Origin of the sequence: Pseudomonas sp. R1-6 (genome assembly GCF_051132115.1) — a bacterium.
Classification (GTDB): Bacteria; Pseudomonadota; Gammaproteobacteria; order Pseudomonadales; family Pseudomonadaceae; genus Aquipseudomonas.
Genome location: NZ_CP071662.1, coordinates 3,254,440 through 3,274,979, shown reverse-complemented (window position 1 = coordinate 3,274,979; position 20,540 = coordinate 3,254,440). Strand labels below are relative to the sequence as shown.

General features: G+C 55.3%; 11 protein-coding genes and 6 pseudogenes. 7 read left to right on the top strand and 10 right to left on the bottom strand.

Annotated elements, in window-relative coordinates; genetic code table 11:
* Positions 1-97 precede the first annotated feature (97 nt).
* Positions 98-978: pseudogene (locus J3P81_RS14650) on the bottom strand (manganese catalase family protein).
* A gap of 1,149 nt (positions 979-2,127) precedes the next feature.
* Positions 2,128-2,538 carry a response regulator gene (locus J3P81_RS14645; protein ID WP_434559419.1) on the bottom strand — a complete coding sequence of 137 codons (411 nt, stop codon included), beginning with the start codon at positions 2,536-2,538 and terminating at the stop codon, positions 2,128-2,130.
* Between the two features lie 392 nt (positions 2,539-2,930).
* Between J3P81_RS14645 and J3P81_RS14640 the strand changes: the two genes are divergently transcribed.
* Positions 2,931-4,589, top strand: a complete 1,659-nt coding sequence (locus J3P81_RS14640; RefSeq protein ID WP_434559417.1) for a sensor domain-containing diguanylate cyclase — start codon at positions 2,931-2,933, stop codon at positions 4,587-4,589.
* Between the two features lie 171 nt (positions 4,590-4,760).
* Here the strand turns inward: J3P81_RS14640 and J3P81_RS14635 are convergent, their stop codons facing one another.
* Positions 4,761-5,765 (bottom strand): chemotaxis protein CheB, encoded by a 1,005-nt coding sequence (locus tag J3P81_RS14635; RefSeq protein WP_434559415.1) that lies wholly within the window; start codon positions 5,763-5,765, stop codon positions 4,761-4,763.
* 336 nt (positions 5,766-6,101) lie between these two features.
* On the opposite strand from J3P81_RS14635, the pseudogene J3P81_RS14630 reads away from it, so the two are divergent.
* Positions 6,102-6,280 (top strand): annotated as a pseudogene (locus J3P81_RS14630) (KUP/HAK/KT family potassium transporter); the annotation flags it as partial.
* Between the two features lie 203 nt (positions 6,281-6,483).
* On the opposite strand, the gene J3P81_RS14625 reads toward J3P81_RS14630, so the two are convergent.
* Positions 6,484-7,497 (bottom strand): chemotaxis protein CheB, encoded by a 1,014-nt coding sequence (locus J3P81_RS14625; protein WP_434559413.1) that lies wholly within the window; start codon positions 7,495-7,497, stop codon positions 6,484-6,486.
* A 454-nt stretch (positions 7,498-7,951) separates the two neighbouring features.
* Between J3P81_RS14625 and J3P81_RS14620 the strand changes: the two genes are divergently transcribed.
* Positions 7,952-8,236: a hypothetical protein gene (locus J3P81_RS14620; protein WP_434559411.1), complete on the top strand. Its 285-nt coding sequence runs from the start codon at positions 7,952-7,954 to the stop codon at positions 8,234-8,236.
* A 457-nt stretch (positions 8,237-8,693) separates the two neighbouring features.
* On the opposite strand, the pseudogene J3P81_RS14615 reads toward J3P81_RS14620, so the two are convergent.
* A pseudogene (locus J3P81_RS14615) lies at positions 8,694-9,464 on the bottom strand (MFS transporter); the annotation flags it as partial.
* Between the two features lie 20 nt (positions 9,465-9,484).
* On the opposite strand from J3P81_RS14615, the pseudogene J3P81_RS14610 reads away from it, so the two are divergent.
* The 3 genes and pseudogenes from J3P81_RS14610 to J3P81_RS14600 all read left to right on the top strand — a co-directional run bounded on the left by J3P81_RS14610 (position 9,485) and on the right by J3P81_RS14600 (position 14,855).
* A pseudogene (locus J3P81_RS14610) lies at positions 9,485-10,419 on the top strand (LysR substrate-binding domain-containing protein).
* 494 nt (positions 10,420-10,913) lie between these two features.
* Positions 10,914-12,620 carry a sensor domain-containing diguanylate cyclase gene (locus tag J3P81_RS14605; protein WP_434559409.1) on the top strand — a complete coding sequence of 569 codons (1,707 nt, stop codon included), beginning with the start codon at positions 10,914-10,916 and terminating at the stop codon, positions 12,618-12,620.
* Positions 12,621-13,533: 913 nt separating this feature from the next.
* Positions 13,534-14,855, top strand: a pseudogene (locus J3P81_RS14600) (APC family permease).
* A gap of 443 nt (positions 14,856-15,298) precedes the next feature.
* Here the strand turns inward: J3P81_RS14600 and J3P81_RS14595 are convergent.
* A complete protein-coding gene (locus J3P81_RS14595) occupies positions 15,299-15,568 on the bottom strand; it encodes a DUF6555 family protein (RefSeq protein WP_434559407.1) in 270 nt (89 codons plus the stop codon).
* 383 nt (positions 15,569-15,951) lie between these two features.
* Positions 15,952-16,635 (bottom strand): SOS response-associated peptidase family protein, encoded by a 684-nt coding sequence (locus tag J3P81_RS14590; protein WP_434559405.1) that lies wholly within the window; start codon positions 16,633-16,635, stop codon positions 15,952-15,954.
* 295 nt (positions 16,636-16,930) lie between these two features.
* On the opposite strand from J3P81_RS14590, the pseudogene J3P81_RS14585 reads away from it, so the two are divergent.
* A pseudogene (locus J3P81_RS14585) lies at positions 16,931-17,630 on the top strand (hypothetical protein); the annotation flags it as partial.
* Between the two features lie 351 nt (positions 17,631-17,981).
* On the opposite strand, the gene J3P81_RS14580 reads toward J3P81_RS14585, so the two are convergent.
* From J3P81_RS14580 to J3P81_RS14570, 3 genes are all read right to left on the bottom strand, one after another.
* The gene (locus tag J3P81_RS14580; RefSeq protein ID WP_434564120.1) at positions 17,982-18,206 is read right to left on the bottom strand and encodes a ferredoxin; all 225 of its coding nucleotides are present in this window, start codon (positions 18,204-18,206) and stop codon (positions 17,982-17,984) included.
* A 97-nt stretch (positions 18,207-18,303) separates the two neighbouring features.
* Positions 18,304-19,710: a heavy metal sensor histidine kinase gene (locus J3P81_RS14575; protein WP_434564119.1), complete on the bottom strand. Its 1,407-nt coding sequence runs from the start codon at positions 19,708-19,710 to the stop codon at positions 18,304-18,306.
* A complete protein-coding gene (locus tag J3P81_RS14570; RefSeq protein ID WP_434559403.1) occupies positions 19,710-20,387 on the bottom strand; it encodes a heavy metal response regulator transcription factor in 678 nt (225 codons plus the stop codon). Before J3P81_RS14570 ends, J3P81_RS14575 begins: the two co-directional genes overlap by 1 nt.
* Positions 20,388-20,540 lie beyond the last annotated feature (153 nt).

The window sequence follows — 20,540 nt, the reverse complement described above, 5'->3', positions numbered from 1 at the left end:
GGACTAGATGATATGTTGGTGCAGATGGTTTTGCGTTTTTCATGTCATCACTCCTGAAAGAAGGGGCGACCCTGCTCAAGGGCCGCTGTTACGTTTGTTATGCATCTCTGCCCTGAACGTAACCTGAACCCAAATCGGCACCTGTGACAGGTTGGCTGAGGGGATCCGACGCTGTGCGGATTTTCATTGCTTCCAACACTTCTTGGTCTTCTAAAGGGAGACTCACGGTCGCTAGGCCATCACCGCCGTCAACAGCCGGCTCAGGGCTTTCCACATATTCCCAGACACCTCCTTCGTTCCAAGGGCCGCGCACGTTTGGTTCGCCCGACATATTGAAATATTTATTTGTGAACTCGGGTATCCCTGGAAGTTTCCCTTGTGGGAAATTCGGTTGGATGGAATGGAGTGCCTTTTCAAAAGATTGCTGGTGGGCAATTTCTCGTGTCATCAAAAAACCGAGCGCTTCCTTAACTCCGGGATCATCTGTGACGTTGATCAAGCGCTCATAAAGAATTTTTGCGCGTGCTTCCGCTGCGATGTTAGAGCGAAAGTCAGCGGTCGGTTCAGTGATCGAGTCGACGTATGCGGCTGTCCAAGGGACGTCAGCGGAGTTTACCAATGGAGCGCCCGCACCATAAAGAAGGCTTGTGATGTGGGAGTCGTTACCATTGCCGTTTATGGCACGATACAGTTCGCCTTCTTCTTGTACGCCTTCTGCTAACTGGCCTTTCGCGCCTCGGTTGAGCATTACAATGATGGAGCCGACGATTTCCAGATGGCTAAGCTCTTCGGTGGCAATGTCCATCAGGAGGTCTTTGCGACCTGGGTCTTCTTCCGCTAATGCCTGGGTAAAGTAACGCGCCGCCGCTGCAAGTTCGCCGTTGGCGCCACCGAATTGCTCAAGTAGAAGATTTGCCAAGCCGGGGTTCGGCTGGGCAACACGAACGGTGACTGAAGACGCTTGTTATGTAAGAACATTCATTGCTCCTCGGTCTGGGCTAAAGCGCAATCACCACTGCGGGTATTAGCGCGTGCATAGTTTGGGAGTTTTATAGCAAGCAAAAATTTCTTTTTCTGAAAATGAGCTAGACCAGCGGTACAAGGCTAAAAGTTCAAAAAAATCAGCAAGGCGTAAACCCCGATAGGTTCGCAGTAGTTAAACTCCTAAAATTAACCTTCGGCAGGGTTCGCTAGTCGTCATGCTACTAACACTCATGGGAAGGGCTCGGCATGGTGAAAATTGATCGTCGCTTTGCCTGTTATATAGTATCCGCGAGGGACCCATTTGAGGTCAAAACAATGGCTCGGTCATGAAGGCTTTTTGGACGGGCCAAACCTTGCTTGATGCGACCGGCGTTCTCGCCGTTTGCGTAGGCGCTCCGACGTCGTCGCCGACTTCCGTAAGTCCCTGAGCTTCCACGCTGAAGCCTCAACTCATTAGAGCTGCCTCAAGGAGAGCTGGTTTTGGTACATCCTGTCCAAAATATAGGCAGTGGGTATTCGGCCGCAACACAAGTCTCGGCTGGGCTAAGAAAGTTCAGCCCAGCGAGTAGGGCGTGATGACGATTTTGTAGGCAGGCGCTGAGGCTTACAGTAGGGCAGGAACTAATCCAGAATTAATGTCGGTGAACCAAGCGATCGCCGGATAGCGTATCCCAGTGACATGTTTGGTTATAAGGATGAGTGGCACGGCGTCGATATTGGCGTGGTGCTGACGTTTCTCGAAAAGCGGCGGTATTGAACATCTCGTTCGCCTGGTGTGAAGCAATGCAGACCCTGCGCTATCGATTGGGCCTCATCCAACGGCGTCGCCATGCCGACGACTTCGTGCCCCAATTCGGTAACCATGTCTTCAATAAACACTGCTACAAGAGCTTCGTCTTCGACGATGTAGGCCCTTGTCCATATCACGAGCCAGAGGCGCACGGATGTTGCACCGCATACCGTCCGGTTGAAATGAAAGCGTGGCTTCGCCTTCCAGCTCTGATGCCAAGTATCGCTGGATCAGTCTGGTACCGAACCCAGGCGGGTCAAGTAGCTGATGGAGTCGATCGCCTTAGCAATACTTCTCCGTGGCGCACTGGGTGTACGTAATCGAGCCGTAAATAATGAATTTGAAAAGGAGCGCTACCGTTCTGTCGCGGGGTAATCAGGGTAAAGTACACCGGTTATAGAGCTGATTAGGTCTTTCATAGACCAAGGTTTTTGCAGATAAACCGTAGGAGAAGGAACGGTTTCACGCATCAACTCATAGCCGGACATGAGTATCGTTTTTGTTGAAGGCCATTTATCTCTGACCATTCGTATAAACTCCATTCCATTTATTTGGCCTGGTACCCCGTAGTCAACAATCACAAGGGTACAAGGCCGTCCTGATTGCAGCAAATAAACCAATGCTTCATCGGCGGTTTCAAATGCTACTGTCTTCGCACCTATTTCTTCTACAATTTGCTTTGTAAGCGCACGCAGAGTCGAATCGTCTTCTACGACCAGAATTTCCCCTTCGATTTGTTGTAGGGTTTCCTGATTAGCGGTCATAGCTGGCCTTACGCGGACGAATGGTAGGTACGAGAGTGTACGCTCAATTCGTCTGCCATGCCTCGGCTCGCTACCCCACCAGCTGCATTGTCGCTAGGATCGGCATTCGCACAGGAGGCACCGGCGTTCACTTTTAGGTGGGCGGGGCTTGAGTAGTCCAGTATGTATAGATGGGGGTGGAATTATCGATCGATATCGGTGACGCTCGCCAACGCTTGCTACCTTAAGCTTCGCCACAGCCGAACTCCACAACATGGTGGCGATGCGCTCCTAAATCTAGGACGCATACAAAGAAGGCCAACTGTAGTAGTTAAAGCAAGGGCGCTGCTGGCCGATAACCCCTGCAAGGATGCCAGGGATCGTAGGCGTTTAATCTACTGGGCCTACCTATCATGCAGCTTCTTCCCTTTAAGAGCTTACGGGCAAAATTCGCGATTGTAGTGGCCCTCGCCGTGCTAGTCCTCACTTGCATTTTCGGTAGTGTCATTGGCGCCTCCGCCATTTCCCGGCACAAAGAACAGACAGGACATCAGCTCGTTGAATATGCCGCCTCGATGATTGACCGCCTTGATCGTGACATGTACAGCCGCTCCAAGGAACTCGGCGTCTTGAGTGCGCTGGAGGCACTGCGCAACCCTGCTAACGTAGGTGAAGCAAGAAGTCTGCTCAACCACCTCAACGCCCAATTCCCGAGCTATTCATGGATTGGACTCACTAACGCTCAAGGAACGGTCGTTGCTTCGACCGGTCGTTTGCTTGAGGGCGTCAGCATTGCGCATCGGCCAGTCTTCATGGAAGGGCAGGACAAGACGTTTGTCGGCGACGTACACGAAGCGGTAATGCTTGCAAAGCTTTTGCCCAACCCTTCGGGGGAAGCAATGAAGTTTGTCGACATCAGCATGCCGGTACAGGATAAAGCCGGACGCTTTATCGGCGTACTGGCCACCCACCTTTCCTGGCAATGGGCCGCAGAAATAGGCCGAACCATGTTCGAGCCTCTGAAAAATAGCCTTCCGGGTTTAGAGTTTCTGGTCGTTAGCAAAGACGGGAATGTCCTGCTCGGCCCCAAGCACCTGATCGGCAAGCCAAGTGAGGCCGGCATAGCTCATAACAGTGAGATCCGATGGTCGGTGAATAAATGGCAGGATGGAAAAACCTATGTGGTGGGATCGGCTGAAAGCAAAGGACTTGATGGTTACCCTGGTTTGGGCTGGACCGTTGTAACGCGTCAGCCGGCAGAAGTCGCCTTTGCTGAGGCAAACGGACTCCGCGCAGAAATACTGCTTTGGGGGAGCATGTTGTCCATCGCTTTTGCTGTGATTGGATGGTTTGTGGCTGGTGTCATCACTGGACCGCTAAACCGAATAGCTGAGGCTGCTACGCTTCTCTCCGAAGGGGCCGATGTAGACATTCCGCTGGTGAAGGGGAGTATTGAAGTAGAAAAGCTGAGCATGGTCATTCGACACTTGGTTGAAAGCCTGACGCAAAAGAAGGGGCAATTGGCGCTCATCAAAGGGGTAGCCTATCGCGATACGGTGACAGGTTTGCCTAATCGCGCCGCGTTGGAAAACTACGTCAAGAATATAGAAAGTGAGCCTGGTCAGCGTCCTGCTTTTGGCGTGTTATGCCTGGATCTGGATGGTTTCAAACCAGTGAACGATCGTTTTGGACATGCCGTTGGGGATGCCCTGCTTCATGCTGTTGGGCTACGGCTCTTAGCAACGGTGCGCGATGGCGACATTGCGGTACGCCACGGCGGTGACGAGTTCGTGCTGCTGCTGCGGTTGAGGGCGGGCGAATCACTGGCAAACGTGCAGAGCGCAGCTCAACGCATCATTACAAAGCTCGCGGAACCGGTCCCGCTAGCAGGCGAGGTGATCAGGGTAGGCTGTAGCATCGGGGGAGCGCTGTGGACCGAGGGCGACTTCGCTGACACATTGGGTAAGGCCGATGAAGCGTTGTATGGAGCTAAGCGAGCTGGCAAATCCCAAGCGCAGTTTCATGAGTCCGCAGGATATAAAAATGCCTTAGCCAGCGAGACTGAGCTGTAAAGGTCTAAGATAATAGTACTTCGCGTTCGACGATTGATTCCAAAATACCGTGGCATCGTGAGCCAGATTTTAATGTGCACCTATCTGCCAGGCTTAATCCACAGCGTTCAGCAGTTAATCGTCCAAATCAATGTCTTGTGATAGGAGCTTCCCTACAATGACGACATTCAGTCAGCGTAGGTTCGCGATTAGCTCCCGTAGAACGGCGCTGTGTGAATTAAGCTCCTCTCTCGCAAGCTCGTATTCGTCCACCGCCTTGCTGCGCCCGTTGCATTTGCTGCGCTCCGCCAGCTGGTCCAGCAGCGTTTGCTTTTCATGCAGCGCTCGTATGGCCACCCAAAGAGCATCTTCCATTGTCTTGTTCTGGGATTGGAACAGCGCTGCAGCGGTGTAGCTATGACCGGTATGGCAACGATACCGCGGTGGCGAAGCCCCTATCTCCCATAGTGCGCCCCCGCATTCGGGGCAAGACATTCCTGATGCGGCGCCTACCTGAGATACAGCGTTTGGGGCTCCCGCGCTCAAATCGAAGGTGAGCTCATTCTCGGTGGCGAATGGCTCAATGCGAGAATGCATAGACAGTGCTGTGCCCACCGCAGCACGCTCTTGGACTGTCTGAACGATTATCTTCCCTAGTTCCGCTACGGATCGGCAGGCATCAACTTCTACATGGCGAAGTGCGCTCTCCGGCATAGAGGGCGCCTCGGCGGTGGCCGGGTCCTGTACCAATGCTAACCCCCCATACACCTTCACCGCTTGCAATCCAACGATCCCGTCATCCATTTCGCCAGTGAGAATGACGCCAATTACCATGTTTCGGTGGCTGATGGCTGCGGAGCGAAACATGGGGTCAATTGCCGGTCGGGCATGATTTTCCTTGGCGCTTCGAACAACCTGGATGACGTCGTTTTCAATTAGAAGATGACGATCAGGCGGCGCGACGTAGATGCGCCCATTTTTGATCTTTTCGTGAGGCTCCGCGAAGCCGATCCCTAGAGAGGTGTCTTTGGCAAGGATATGCGGTAACGAACTGGCGTTTCCCCCGATGTGCATGGTAATGAAAACTGACGCGTTGAGATCATTTGGGAAATGGCCTAGGAGTTCCCGAAGTGCTTGAAGCCCGCCAGTGGAAGCGCCTATGACAATAATCTGGTGCGCGGGTGTGTATGGCTGCATTGATTACCCAACATATCGATAGGCCATGTGGTCGGCCGGTTTCAAATTTAGGTTGCACGTCTTTAGAACCTCAACCGGAGCTAAAAGTTAGCCGGCGGCGGCAGCAGGAGGCCGAGCGGAGCAGTTTTATGCTTTTTTGCGGAGGCTTTTTCCTTCCGTCGGGATACTAAGCGCGTTTCCGGCGCCCTTTGCTTAATCTCTGCATCGCATCGATCATACCTAGGGAAGCCATGCATTTATTCCTCGCAACCTGTGGAGAGGTCAAACCACCGCCCAGCAGCCCCAACGCAGCGCCACCGTCGGCCCAGCCACCACCTTCGATGGCCCCGAGACTTCGTGAGTGAAACCGCGACCATTGCACATAAAACTCACCCAAAACATCCGGCTTCGGCTTGGTCATTGCTGCCGTCGGCGTGGTCTACGGCGATATCGGTACCAGTGCTCTCTATATACTGAAAGAGGTTTTTGCCGGTCACTTTGGTATACAAGCTAATCACGGCGGGGTGCTGGGCATCGCTCAGAGCGTATTACTTGAGTGTCCGGATGAGGTTGCGCGAGGCTTCGCGTTGCAGGTATTGGCTATGGAAACCTGGCACAGTGCAAAGGCGATTACAGATGCGATCGGCTACGACAGTTCTAGGGAGTCGCTCTGGTGGGCAGCGATCAGCTAGGAGCAATCGTCGCTGATCCCCCTGAGGGTGCTGATTGATTGCGTCACTCAACTGGTGCGAAAAAAGTCTGGGTCTAGTACAAGCTCGCGGAGCGGCTTCAAACGGTTTTCTGCGTCCTTGGCTTGGGAACGGGAACGCTCGGCATCTTTCTTAGAACCTTGCGCTTCTGCCAGGTCGCCCATTTGACGAAGCAGCATAATTCTTTCTTCAACCGCCCTGAGCGCGTCCCAGAGCCCGGTATCAATCGCGGCGTTAACTTCAGCGATTAGGGTCTTGATCGAAAACGCATGGCCCGTATGGCAGCGAAACCTGACAATCGATCCTTCTTCTATCTGCACCAAAACTCCATGACAATCGGGGCATGTATAGCTCGAAATATTCCCTATACTCATGACCCCAGCTTCCAAGCCGTTGCCATTTTCACTGATGCTCGTCTCGATCAGATGGCGCTCGTTTAAGGGCCTTGTGGCCAGTTGCTTGATCGGCAATCTAACCCGCGTTGCTATCTGATTCGCCAGCTCAGTGAGCGTGCCTACAAAGTCTGTTTCGACGTGCTCTATTGCACTACGGGGCATGGATTCATAAGTAGCTTCAGAAGGATCCTGCACGAGTGCCGTACCGTTTTTGTCCTTTATCGCCCAAAGTCCCGCTGTTCCGTCGTCCAGCGCTCCGGTCAGTATCACTCCGATCACCCTAGAGTCATAAGCCACCGACGCTGAGCGAAAGAGTACATCGATAGCCGGACGAACTCTGCATTCCTTCGGTCCGCGAGTAAGGCGGACCCCCTCCTTCGTCACAAGCAGATGGTGATCAGCGCTGGCGACGTAGACGGTTGAGGTTTTGAGCGGTTGATTGGCTTGTACCGAAATGACCTTCATGCTGGTTTCACGAGCAAGTATCCTTCCTAGCTCACTCGGCGAGTGCGGAGGAATATGTAGCACTACCAAAAAAGCCGCTGGCAAGTCAGAGGGTAGGGAGCGAAATAGACTCCTTAATGCTTCGACTCCACCGGCGGAAGCCCCAATAACGATAATATTCCGACAGTGGCTATCGAGTTGCATAGATACACACCTCCCTCTCTAAAAGCGAAACGCAAGATTACGAGCCGCACCATGATCAAAGGTTTTAGCTCCTCACAAATGGGTGAGCGTTCGATTGACGCGCGACTAGCGATCAGTGTTTCTTCCGAAATACGGCCCTCGCCTGGTCCCAGGCTTTTTTGCCTTCAAGGCTTTTCGCATCCGCTGCTGCGCGCTCGTTTTGAAACGCGATCATGGCTTCAGACGAATCTGTGGCATGGGTTAGCAGTTCATAAGCAATCGCGTTGAGACGATCGGCCTCTCGAAACAGCTCGTTGGTGCGCTCGGTGGCTTCATGCCAAGCGGAAATAATGGCGTTATCTCATGATCGTCCTCGCGTGTCATCCGGCCTTTGATTGGTAAGAGAGGAGCGCCTTTTAGTTTCTCGAAACTTACGTTTATGGACGCAATTTTTGCTTAATGCAAATGGATTCGGATGGTGGCGGGCGTCAAGGTCGTGGGCGTGCTGCAAGTATTGACCGCCCCACGCACGACCGTGTCCCAATCGATGAGCGCGACCCCGACAATCGAGCTAGAGGACAACGCCGTTTGGGAGTTGCTGATCGAACTGGTTCAGAAGGGGGCCCATCCACTGATTGCCAAGCGCTTCGGCCATGCCCTGGAACAGGAGGAAACGCACCTGGCCGGTGCGCAACTTCATCAAGCAAGATCTTCTTGCGTAAGTGAGCTGAGCCTTGCTTACCACCTGGCGCCACCCTAGTTTATCCGGGGTGGGACCACTGGCTCGAACTTTAAAGGACAACCGCCCGTGAGTGAAACCTACTTGAAAATGAACTGAAAGCCTGGCGGCTGTTGCTCGAAGACGCCTATCGCCCGGAGTTTCCCTAGGATTACCCCGCCACATGATTCGGCGCGCCGATGAACGGGTGTTGCAGGAGTTCATCAGGCTGGAGCGCTGTATCGAGTTGCTCGCGGACATGACAGCGAAGGGGTGCGGGCGACACGACTTTGACGTCCGTGGCATTGCTCATCAGGAATAATCTCAGCTCCTGAGTGTCGGGCAATTCACACCGCAGCAACCATCTGTTTGTGTGTCGGTCATGGCCTTTCCCCTGGAGAGGACCCAGCATGAGGCCAACGGGCACAATACGCTCCGCCAATCTTGCTCTCTTTAGCGCCCCGTCCGGTCGTTTTACCGGCCCGTGACAAGCCGTGCGTTACGTCTTGGCCGGCGAGTCGACCAGCCTCCAAGCCCCCAGGAAATAAAACACGCCACCGGCAGCAATGAAGAGGGCGAGCCTGTAGAAGATGCAGTGAGGCGGTTGTCGCCAATACCAGGGCGCACAGCACCGGACCGGAGGCGGCGCCGAGGTTGCCAAGATTTTGCGCAGCGTAGTACATGCCTCGAAAGTGGTCGGGCGCGATGTTGCCGATGAACATGTATTCAGCGGGGAAGACGATGATCTCTCCGAGCGTGAACACCGCCATGGCAATCACCCAGAGCACGAGGGTATCGGCCAGGACAAAGCCGGCCACCCAAGGATGAACAGACTCAGCCCCGCCGCCAGCCACAAGTTCAGATGTTGAGAGACTCTTCGGCCAATGGCGTATTCCAGGCTGATCACCATCAGCGCATTGGTCGTCACAATGGCGCTGATGGTGCGATAGGTGGACTCTGCTAATGTCGTGACCACCAGGTACTGTGAGAGATAGGCCGTGAACTGGCCGGAGACCACCGCGCTGAGCAGACCGCCGAGGGTGAAGCACACTAAGCGGTAATCCCGGAGCAGAAGCTTGCCTACGGCCAGGAAAGGCACAGGTTTGTATCTCACATCAACGACCGTCAGGCCTCTGTCGCCCCAGACGAAATAGACCAGGCAGAATCCGGCGCCCAGCATGCCGGACAACAGGAATGGCAAACTGATGTCCAGCTTGGCCATGCCCGCCCTCAGAAACGGCCCAACGGCATAACCGATGTTGGTCAGCGTGTCATGAATCAAGGATGTCCATGTTTTCCTCCGAACGATTGAAGGGCATCGATGTATTCGTCTGCGTCGCTGAATCCGGCAGCTTCAAGGCTGCTGCTGAACGGATGAGCCTCACGGGTTCTGCCATCAGTAAAAGCGTTGCTCGCCTGGAAAGCCGGCTCGGCGTCCGACTGTTCGACCGTACGACCCGACGTGTTTCGCTTACCGATGCAGAGGGGGCCCTTTTTCGCACATGCACAAGCGTGCTTGCCGACCTTGAAGAAGCCGAGCTGTCGCTACAGGCTGAAAACGCCGAGCCCCGTGGCAGGGGCCGGATCGACCTTCCCGGTGCTTTCGGCCGTTCCCAGCTACTGCCTGTCGTCTTGCGCTGCCTGGAGCGATACCCGCAATTGGTCCCGCACATTTCGTTCTCCGACAGTTTCATCGACGCCGTACAGGAAGATGTGGACATCGCTATCCGTTTGGGCGGCGCAGAGGTATGGCCGGACACGGTGGGGCATCGGTACCTGGGTAGCGAATGGCATATTTTCTGCGCATCACCTGCGCATCTCGCCAGGCATGGCACGCCCCTGACGGACCTTGATCTGGAACAGCACCGGTGCATCGCCTACGGATGGCGGGATGGAAATGTCAGCCCTAGGAATTTCGCCGGGCGCCACAGGGGCGAAACGGCCAGGATGCTGGTGGCTCCAACGCTGGTGGTGGGCGATGCCGAGGGCTTGGTGGTTGCGGTGTTGGCGGGCTGCGGTATCGTCCAGTTGCCGTCCTGGTTGGTCCAACGGCAATTGGACGAAGGAACATTAGTCGAAGTACTGCCCCAGTCGGCAACTGATGGGATGGCGATCAATCTTGCCTGCAACAAAGCCGTGAGGCGCTGCCCAAGGTCGCTGTTTTATTGGACTTACTGACGGCCAATTTGACTCAGGTGGTAGGAGGGCGGGCGCAACGGTTATAAAGGCTTTTGCCCGTGGTGCCACGAACCAGTCGGCAACGAGTCATGACAGCAGACGCACAGCTTGTTGCCATCGAGATCTCGAAAGTAGGCACCGCGATAATTGGGGTGGTGGTGGGATCTCAAGCCGGGTTCCCCCTCACATGTCCCGCCCAATGCCACAGATTTCTCTCGTTCATTTGCCTATAATCCGTTTTGTCTGCGAGAAGGTAGTTCGGGATTGTGCCGTGCGGGGCGCCCCTTGGGTGGAACAGCGCATGCTGGCCCCGGCCCTTTAACCTCGTAGCGAGGCAGTACCTCGTCCAGCGTCTAAATCTGATGAGTGGTGCCTCAAGGATTCAATGGGAGCTTCTTAGCGCAATCTCCTAGCTTCCCCGACACCTGGCGATAGCGGTTAGTTGCCTTATTATTGGGTGCCATAACCTATTAACTGCCTCTGCCTGCTGCCGTTTTCTCTAGCATGTCGACATCATTGGTCCCCAAGAGCGTAATCGTTAATGCCTGATCGTAAAGCAAGCCTTCTCATCGCTACCGCTGCCGCGAGTATTGTTATGGCCGTCACCGCGGCCGTGAGTCCCACCACGTTGTTCTGGACAAATGAGACGCGCCTGGAGCGTAACGTTGTCGAGGCCCAGATAGATCGTATTCGCAACGTTCAGAGCTTGTTGGTGGATGCTGAGACCGGTGAGCGCGGTTACGTGTTGACGGAAAAGGAAGTCTTTCTACAACCATACTATATCGCCATATCCCAACTGCCTCCGGCCCTCAAGAGCCTGCGCGAATCCTATCAAGGCGATCCAGCGGAAGAGGTTGGGCGCGTTGAAGAATTCATCCGCCACGCTGAAATGAAAATGGCGCATTTGGATCGTGTGGTGAAGCTGGTAAGCCCCCACGGAAATGACGCGGCAGTGACGGAGATTGCTGCTGGCGGTGGTAAAGCCCTGATGGACACGGTGCGCACCATCAGTGCGGAACTAATCAGTGACGAAGCAGAGGAACTGGCAGCGCTCGAACGTCAACTCTTGAGCAACATCCGCTGGGCCGTCGCGGTTTCCATCATAAGTTTTATCGTGACCTTGGGCTTGGGTCGCTTTATCTATACATCCATGCGACGTAGCATCCGACGTCAATCGGAGTCCGCCGCAGCGGCCATCCTTGTCAGCGATCAACTGAGCCAGAGCCTGGAGCGGTTGGAGCGGCGCAACGGGGAGATAGGCCTTCTCGCTGAGATGGCGAGGTTGGCGCAGACGGAGTTGACTCAAACGGAAACGCTGCAACTAGCCAGCACGTACTGTCAGCGATTAATACCTGAGAGTGAAGGGGAGTTTTTTCTCTATCGCAATTCGGCGGATGTCCTTCAGCAAGCGGCATCGTGGGGCCAAGCTGAAGGGAAGAATGCTGATGTCATGCTCAGCCCAAAGGATTGTTGGGCAATCAGGCGAGGGCGATGGCATTTGACTGAGCATCATCACGATCTTTCCTGTCGCCATTACCCAGCGGCGTCGGGCACCGACCAAGTGACCGATTGCTGTTTGCCCTTAATGGCTTATGGCGAGATTCTGGGTCTGTTGCATATCCGTCAGGTTGGACTGCAGGACCTGTCCGAAGAGCGGTTACAGATTGCTGAGGCTGTGGCGGAACAAACGGCTCTGGCGTTGGCGAATGGCCGGATGCGTCAAGTATTGGAGACTCAGTCCATCAAGGATCCGCTGACAGGGCTGTATAATCGGCGGTTCATGGACGAGGCGCTAAAGCGGGAGCTGGCGCGCTCTGAGCGCAACGGGTCAGCCCTGAGTGTCGTCATGCTAGACCTCGATAACTTCAAACATCTGAATGACTCCTATGGCCATCCAGCAGGCGACACTGTGCTTCGTGCGGTTTCCGCTTTGCTTTTGCGATCGTTGAGGTCGTCAGACATCGCGTGTCGATTTGGCGGAGAGGAACTGATTGTGATTCTTCCAGAATGTCCCTCAGAGAGCGCTACGTCACGTGCTGAGCTCATACGAGCATCTCTTGAAGGGTTGAGTCTTACGGATCACGGTCAGACATTCACAGTGACTGCTTCGTTCGGGGTCGCTTCTACAGAAACCAGCGGGTTGGACCAAGGCTCTCTTTTGAAGGCGGCTGACTCAGCGCTTTACGCAGCCAAGCGGTTGGGGAAAAACAGAGTTGAATGCTGGCCTCTGGTGAAGCATGAGCGCTAGAAGTTTCGATGGGATGCAGCAGGCTGATCGCTGCTCGTCGCCCGATCAGAAGCACCAGCGATGACTGGTTGACTGCCGCAGACACCGCAAAGGTGTCGCAGTTCAGTACCCGCAACCCGAGCGTCCTGTCAAACAAATGGAAAAAGCAAAGTTGGCGTTAGGGCAAAATACAGTAACCGTCCAGCCATCTCATCTTGCATGGGAGATATCTACGTTTTTTACTCATCCTAGCGATCTGATGAGTCTCATGGTTCCTGCAAAAATGACGGTTTCTTCCACTATTGCGATGGGCCTATGCTAAATTTAGATCAGTTATGAATGGATTGTTCGGTTATGGAGAACGCATCATGCTCCCAATAGGCATCTCGCTACTTGCCGTAGGCTTAGGCACCGGCAATCCTGGCTTTTGGATACCAGGCTGCGTCTTCGCGGCTATAGGGTGTTCTCAAAAAGCTAAACGTCGAGACTGACCGTAAGCAGTCAGCCTACGCATCGCTCACATCACGCACATCAAGTTGGCATCCACTTATGTGGCAGTAATTGCCCGACTCGTCCTTAAATGGATTCGAGTGCAAACGGACAAAGCCATGGCGCTACCACCTGCTTTCATTACGCTTACTTTGCAGTAGTTGGAGCGCATTCCGAGGCTTCTTTATTGAGCATTGCGTTTTAATCCCGTACCCGCGTGGCACCGTCAAAGTGACTGGCCGACCGAAAGCGCTGCCGCTTGTGCCACTTGAGGATTTTGAGCCTTTGAGACTGGCGGTTCGCGAGCTAATCCACTCTTGTGCCCCACCTCCATCGGCGATTAAGTGAACTTTTACCCTGCGAATTTTTCCACTCCTCAGAGGTTATGCCAGGGCATGACGCTCGGATGAATCTTGCGGGAAAATATCCCCTGGCAGAGCCTTCAATGACAGTAAACCCGTCACAACCCAAGCCCTCTTTGCGCCGCGCCGTCACGGGGCCGATGCTGTTTCTGTTCATCCTGGGCGATGTACTGGGCGCTGGCGTTTATGCGCTGGCGGGTACCATCGCCGGTGAGGTAGGCAGGGCGATCTGGGTGCCGTTGTTGATCGCGTTGTTTTTCGCAATGTTGACGGCAGGTTCGTACGCCGAACTGGTCTCGAAATACCCTCACGCGGGCGCGGCGTCGGTGTCTGCCGAAAAGGCTTTCAAGTCACCGCTGATATCGTTCCTGGTCGGTTTTTGCATGCTCGCCGCGGCGGTGACCAGCGCTGCCGTCTCTCGCTGGCCTTCGCGGGGGGCTATCTTGGCGCATTCATCGAGGTATCACTCCACGTTGCTGCGCTGATCTTTTTGTTGGTCATTGCCCTGTTGAACGCACGAGGGATCAAGGAATCGCTGGGGGCGAATCTGCTGATGACCGTGATCAAGCTGTCAGGGCTGATATTGGTCATCGTTGCTGCGGGTTACTTTTTCAGTTCTGGCGAAGCTGAACTGGCAAGGGCGCTGGAGTTCAAGCCAGGGGTCAGTCCGATGCTGGCGGTATTGGGCGCTGCGTTGCTCGCATTCTATTCGTTCGTGGGTTTTGAGACGTCCGCCAATCTCGCGGAAGAGATCAAGGATGTTCGCAAGGTATACCCACGGGCGTTGATCGCGGCGCTGATTACCGCAGGGGTGGTTTACATGGCTGTTGGGGTCGCCGCGTCCTCAGTATTGCCAACGGAGAAACTGCTCGCGACCTCAGCTCCATTACTCGAGGTGGTTCGGGCTTCCGGGCTCGACATTTCGCCTCGCCTGTTCGCCTTTATCGCGCTCATCGCGGTGGCCAACGGAGCGCTGCTGACCATGATCATGGCCAATCGACTTACCTATGGGATGGCAAATCTGGGGCTGTTGCCAGATGTCCTGGGACGGGTCCTGCCGCACAGGCGCACACCATGGGCGGCCATTATTGCCATGACGCTCGTCGCCATCGCACTGACGCTGACAGGAACGTTGGCGACCTTGGCGCAAACCGTGGTGCTGCTTTTACTGTTCGTGTTCCTCAGCACCAACGTGGCCGTGCTGGTGTTACGCAAGGACAAGGTTGCAGAAGAACATTTTCAGGTTCCCACCTGGGTACCCTGGCTGGCGATCCTGTCTTGCCTCGTATTGCTGAGTCAGCAAAACATGGGCACTTGGCTGCGAGGCGGGGCACTTGTTTTAGTGGGTGTGCTGCTGTATGTGTTTACCCGGCTTACCGTGCCTACCGTTGTTAAGCTTAACTAGCCGAGCAAATGGCACGATTAAAGCGTAGATTTTGAGTGGACCGCCTGTTTTGGGGACCAGGGAGTACTCTTCCTGCCTGACTCGCTGAGTTCGTTAACTTGAAAAAGCACCAATCGAGTAGCTCAAGCATTTGTTTAGGGGCTTGGGCGGGTAGGGGAAGTGCTTCTGCCCGCATCGAGACGATGCTGACAATTAAACAGTGTTATGTATGCACCGCTAAGTCAGAGACCCTTAGCTCTGAATGATGTAATACGAGACTCGGATCATCATGGCAGATCATCGTCATGAGGCCGCTCAGCATCGACCATTTATGCGGCCGCAATCCTTCGGTATCCCCCTTCCGTTGCGTCGACAAAGGAGTCAGAAGGTCCTTCAGATACCAGACGCTTTATGGTGGAGGGCGGTCGCGAATCAGCTTAAGGACCACCCTCTTCATGAAGGAGCTAATACCTTGGTGGGACGTAGGCGGCGGGCTTGAAAGGTTCTGCGCCCGACAAGCGCCAGCGAACATTGGAAATGCCTAAACGCTCCGCGAGGGGCTTACTGACACGCCTGACCTTTTCTCGACCGAACTTCGGAATCCGGCCCACGCCCGCATCGCAACTCGCCCAATGCCATGCCTCAGCGTTATTCATGATGTCTAAGCGAATGATGAAAGACTTCGGCACTCCATGTATTTCGTAATCGATGATGTACAGCATGGCTGAGGGCATCGTTATTTCTCCCGGTGAGGAGTTACTGAGTTCTTGGAGGGCTTTTAATTCAATCCGTCTGACGAGGCTGGACGTGGGCGCCGAGGTGCATACCTAATCCAGCCTTGGCGATGAACAATAGGCCTACAAACCCGGCAAAGCTATCGATGGTCGGCGCGGTAGCCAACGGAAAATTGAGTCATCATTGATTCCGTGGCCGGAGCGGCAATGGATTGCTAGGGCTGCCGACGGCGGTGACTTTTTCCTGCGTTCCAGAATTGTTGCGGTGGCGGTTGCGGTATGTGACGACGGCTCGAACGCGATGCAGTGGACCGTCAAAAATTTGTAAACAATTTCGGATAAAAGTCCTTCCTTATAGAGATGTTTACAACACCATATAGCGGTCATCCTCGCCTTCCTAGGGCCCGTCGCTCAGTTGTCAATAAGTGTTCAAGCTGCGGTTCGGCAATCGCAATATGAATGGCGATCTGCTGCGCTTGCCCCCATTGTAAGTCGGGCTGGAGCCATACCAACGCATCTTCGCGGGTAAAGGCCAGCACTCTTTGCTGCTCGCTGACGATCTCGCCGTAGGTCACTAGGGCAAGGCCATCGCAACCATTTGGCGTTTCACTGGCCTGGGCTAGGGCCGCAAGGAATATCGGTGACGATTGGCGGGAGGTCGTATAGCTGAGGCGGCGGGACGGTGCAGTCACGTCAGGTTCTGACGCTTCATACCAACCATCGACCGCTATCAAGACTCTGCCATCGCGCTTGACCCGGTCAAAGACTTTGGAGCGCATCACCAGGTGCAAGGGCAGGTGGGTCAGCGGCGGCATCGTGCCCATCGACCAGACAGGCGACCACCCCCAGCGCACCTTGATGCACTCCAGCCGCCCGCCACGGTTGCGTATGGCGCTGACCTGCATGTTCGGCTTGATCACGCTTTGTCGCTCATGCAGCGCGGGCGCCGCCGCGGCGTGAAGACTGTCGGCGGACAAGCTTGATGAGTTGGCACTGAAGGGCTCGCGCTGGGCAAAGAACGCCAGGGAATCCTTGGAAGAGACAGGCTGAACGAAACATTCACACATCGCGAAAACTCCCAGGCAGATATTGACTACACCCCGCCGTTGAAGCCGCAAAAAACCAGTCGTCTTGAGTCGGTTGCGGCGATGTTATGTACCTCCGAGCCGGCGCGCCAGCCCTTGGTTCGAAAATCCTTGTCCCGACCTGATGAGCGGAAAATCAAGCGGCATTTCATCCACTTATGCGACCGCTCATCGTCTGCGTGGAGAGCTGCGCATTTCTCCAGGGTCGTTCGTTTTGTGCCCCAGCGCCGTTGCTTCGACGGTGCTTCGCGTGGCCTCTGATGAAGGAGATCGACCCATGACCAAAATCGATAATCTGCTGGATAACAAAGGGACTCCCCTCGACAAGCAGACCTTTACCTGGCGTGAGCTGGCCGGCAAACCGATCAGCAAACTGGACGACGATGCGTTCACCCGTGTGCGGGTGATATTGATGAACGGCGTCGAGTCCGACGCCCTGCGCCTCAAGCATTTCGGTGCGCGTTTCCACAAGGAGCTGCAACTGCCCCTGGCTCAGGTCAGGCGTGCCGAACACCATCAGATGACGGCCATCAACTGGTTGCTGTCGGCGGATCATTCCCCCCTGGAAACCACCGTGGCCTACGAACAGGTCGCCATCGAAGTCACCGCCGCGGTGGCCCAGAACGAGCCGGATCCTTACCAGGCGCAGACATACCGCTTCGGTTTGCTGGAAGATTTCGACCACCTCTACCGTTACGCCGCGATGCTTGATCGCCTGGAAGGCAAGGACGCCAATAACATCCTGCAAGGCTACACGGACATCGTGCCCGGCCGGCCCACCAGCGAGCAGCGCCCCCGGCGATGACCTTCGAGACAACTATCAGAAGGACAGCGCCGCACTGATCACCAAAATCCATGCCGCGCTGATTACCGGCGCGGAATACCAGACCCACGATTACTATATGAACATCGGCCCACTATTCGCCGACCCGGTGGCGCGGGCGTTGTACGCCGAGATTGCCTCGGTGGAGGAACAGCTGCCTGAGGGCATACCGCCTGGAAATAATCAGCCAGCCTTGTCTTGGCGGATTACCCTGCCAATTGACGGGGCCTACATAAGCCGCTTCCAGTGCCGTCAGAACGCAGGACGCTTCCGCCGAAGCTGGCTGGTAGGTGTGAGCCAAGAGGCGTATCCTACGAGTGCTTGCTCCGAGACTTGTTGGCCTACAGCCTTCCCTTGGAGACATCTGATAGCCCGCCGCCGAGGCGGGCTTCTTTGTAACAATATCCATAAGGCAGCGCCGTTGGTTAGCTAGCTGCCCAAGCTAGGCTCCGCCAGAGAGCATGCTCGTCATGAGCGGTCTACCCGTCTCCTGGGCGAAATACGCCTACGCAGCCATTGCTTCGCAGGATGCTGCATAGGCCATCCAGGCCTCTGCGCAATGCTGACAGTGGTCTGCCTTATGCTCACCGCACTCCTCCCCGGAAGCGCGGAAAATCCTGGCGCACAGCGCATAATGGGCTTTGGCGAGTATGCTTTCTCGTGCCATCAAGGTAGCCGCAAGCTTGCACATCTCTGCGCAATCCCTGTCCGCCTTGATGCAGTCGGCCATCATTGATACGTCCTGTTTCTTCCAGGCAGGCTCATGCGCAGTATTCTCAGGCCAGCGCACAAGGCAGGCATTACAAGATGTATTCTTGAATTCAGCATTAAGGGGTTGGGGCTGCACCGACCAACCGCTTGGAGGCTTGGAGGCTGATGAGAAAAGTTGTGACACCCTCCGACGAAGTACACCAGATTCGTCCGCTGTGAGCCTCAATGATGGAGCGTGTTATCGACAGACCCAGGCCAGCATTGCTCGGCCCGCCTTCTCGCCTGGCTGGATCTGCTCGATAGAACCGGTCGAAGATCTTGGCAATGTGCTGGGGATCGATGGTTACCCCGCTGTTACGCACGGAAAGCGTCACGGTTTCAGGTGTTTGCTCGATCTGCACTGATATCTCATTGCCTTCCGGGGTGTAGCGCAACGCGTTCGATAAAAGGTTGGAAAGCGCTCGGTCAATCATCAGGCGATCGCCACGAACCTTGCCACGACCTTTGAGGGTCAGCTGAATGCCACGGTCCTCAGCCAGGAACTGATAGTACTCGAACAGCTTGGATACGAGCTCGGAGAGCTCCACATCAATCTGCTCAGGCACGATCAGACCGTTATCCGCCTTGGCGAGGAAAAGCATGTCGTCGATCATGCGCGACATGCGCTTGAGGTCTTCAAGGTTCGAATAGAGGTTTTCCTCATAGGCATCCAGGCCACGCTTCTTGGTGAGCACCACTTCGGTATGGGTCAGTAGGTTGCTGACCGGCGTTCTCAACTCGTGAGCGATATCGGCAGAGAAGTTGGACAACCGAACGAATGCATCCTCCAATCGTCCCAGCATCCCGTTGAAAGACAGGATGAGCTCCTGAAGCTCTAGCGGTACGGGCTCCAGGGGAATGCGCTCGCGGAGTGATCTTGCCGACATCCCGGTCGCCACTTTGGTGATTTGCCCAACAGGCCGAAGCCCACTCTTGGCCACGACCCAGCCCAAGCCTGCGCTCACAATCGCGCTGATCACCAAGCCGATGCCGAACCACCATTGCAGGGTGACAAAGAAATGGGCGTGAGTGGTGACATTGAGCATCAGCACGGCAGTCACTGGTTCAGGCTCGCCTGTCATGGTCAGCTGGGCGGTAATGCCGCGGAAGTTCTGCGATTCATCCTGCCATTCCCAGACCGCACCCCGATGCGCCTGCTCGAACCCCTGAGGAATTTGGGAGGCTTTGGGGTCTGAAAAAAGGACCGTTCCGTCAGCCTTGGTGATTTTCACCGACAGATCTTGATGTGCGCCGAGCAATGCCCGCAGCTGCTGCTCCTGATCGTCTAGCCCGCCTCGCGCTGCTGAGATGGACAGGATATGACGCGTTGACTCCAGCTTTTCGGAAAGCGCCTGCTCATCTAGCATCCGGAAATGGTGCTGGCTGAGTCCATAGAAAGCCACGCCAGCAACCATCAGGACAGCAGTCACCGCGAACATGAACATCAGGGTCAGTCGCTTGACGAGCGATGATTGCGGTCGCATCACTCGGACACATCCATCATGTAGCCCATGCCTCGGGCGGTATGGATGAGCTTTGGCGCGAAGTCGTCATCAATCTTGGCCCGCAGTCGACGAATCGCGACCTCGATCACGTTGGTGTCACTGTCGAAATTCATGTCCCAGACCTGAGAAGCGATCAGCGACTTGGGGAGCACCTCGCCGCGTCGGCGCATGAGCAGCTCCAACAGGGAAAACTCCTTCGCAGTAAGGTCGATCCGCTTGCCGTTTCGCGTAGCTCGACGCTTGAGCAGGTCTACCTCAAGGTCTGCCATCTTCATGGTGGTTTGAGCAGAACCACCGTTGCCTCTGCGCAGCAACGTGCGAACCCGAGCCAGCAGCTCCGAGAACGCAAAGGGCTTCACCAGGTAATCATCAGCGCCCAGCTCCAAACCTTTCACGCGGTCGTCTACGCCGTCTCGGGCCGTCAAGAAAAGGACCGGCACATCCTGACCCGCTGCACGGATCTTGCGCAGGACCTCCCAGCCGTCGAGCCCCGGCATCATCACGTCGAGGATCAGCAAGTCATACGCTTCGCTCTGTGCCTGTTGCAGGGCGTCAGTGCCTGACATCACCCGGTCAACGGTGAAGCCAGCTTCTGTCAGGCCTTGCTGGAGGTAGACACCGGTTTTCGGCTCATCTTCGGCTACGAGTAATTTCATCTGCTCTCATCCATGCGGGGTGCATCTCCAGTTTGCAGGAAAAAAGACGCCCCACCAGAAGCTGACGGAAAAGTAATGTCGAGATCAGTTTTCTGACAGCACCGCGAGGCTAACTTGACCCTGTACCTGACGCCATGAGGCGCAGAACCCACT

Bases quoted from the DNA above. Each gene is read 5' to 3' on its own strand.
- J3P81_RS14645 (WP_434559419.1), bottom strand. From the start codon at position 2,538: ATGACCGCTAATCAGGAAACCCTACAACAAATCGAAGGGGAAATTCTG.
- J3P81_RS14640 (WP_434559417.1), top strand. From the start codon at position 2,931: ATGCAGCTTCTTCCCTTTAAGAGCTTACGGGCAAAATTCGCGATTGTA.
- J3P81_RS14635 (WP_434559415.1), bottom strand. From the start codon at position 5,765: ATGCAGCCATACACACCCGCGCACCAGATTATTGTCATAGGCGCTTCC.
- J3P81_RS14625 (WP_434559413.1), bottom strand. From the start codon at position 7,497: ATGCAACTCGATAGCCACTGTCGGAATATTATCGTTATTGGGGCTTCC.
- J3P81_RS14620 (WP_434559411.1), top strand. From the start codon at position 7,952: ATGGTGGCGGGCGTCAAGGTCGTGGGCGTGCTGCAAGTATTGACCGCC.
- J3P81_RS14605 (WP_434559409.1), top strand. From the start codon at position 10,914: ATGCCTGATCGTAAAGCAAGCCTTCTCATCGCTACCGCTGCCGCGAGT.
- J3P81_RS14595 (WP_434559407.1), bottom strand. From the start codon at position 15,568: ATGCCCTCAGCCATGCTGTACATCATCGATTACGAAATACATGGAGTG.
- J3P81_RS14590 (WP_434559405.1), bottom strand. From the start codon at position 16,635: ATGTGTGAATGTTTCGTTCAGCCTGTCTCTTCCAAGGATTCCCTGGCG.
- J3P81_RS14580 (WP_434564120.1), bottom strand. From the start codon at position 18,206: ATGGCCGACTGCATCAAGGCGGACAGGGATTGCGCAGAGATGTGCAAG.
- J3P81_RS14575 (WP_434564119.1), bottom strand. From the start codon at position 19,710: ATGCGACCGCAATCATCGCTCGTCAAGCGACTGACCCTGATGTTCATG.
- J3P81_RS14570 (WP_434559403.1), bottom strand. From the start codon at position 20,387: ATGAAATTACTCGTAGCCGAAGATGAGCCGAAAACCGGTGTCTACCTC.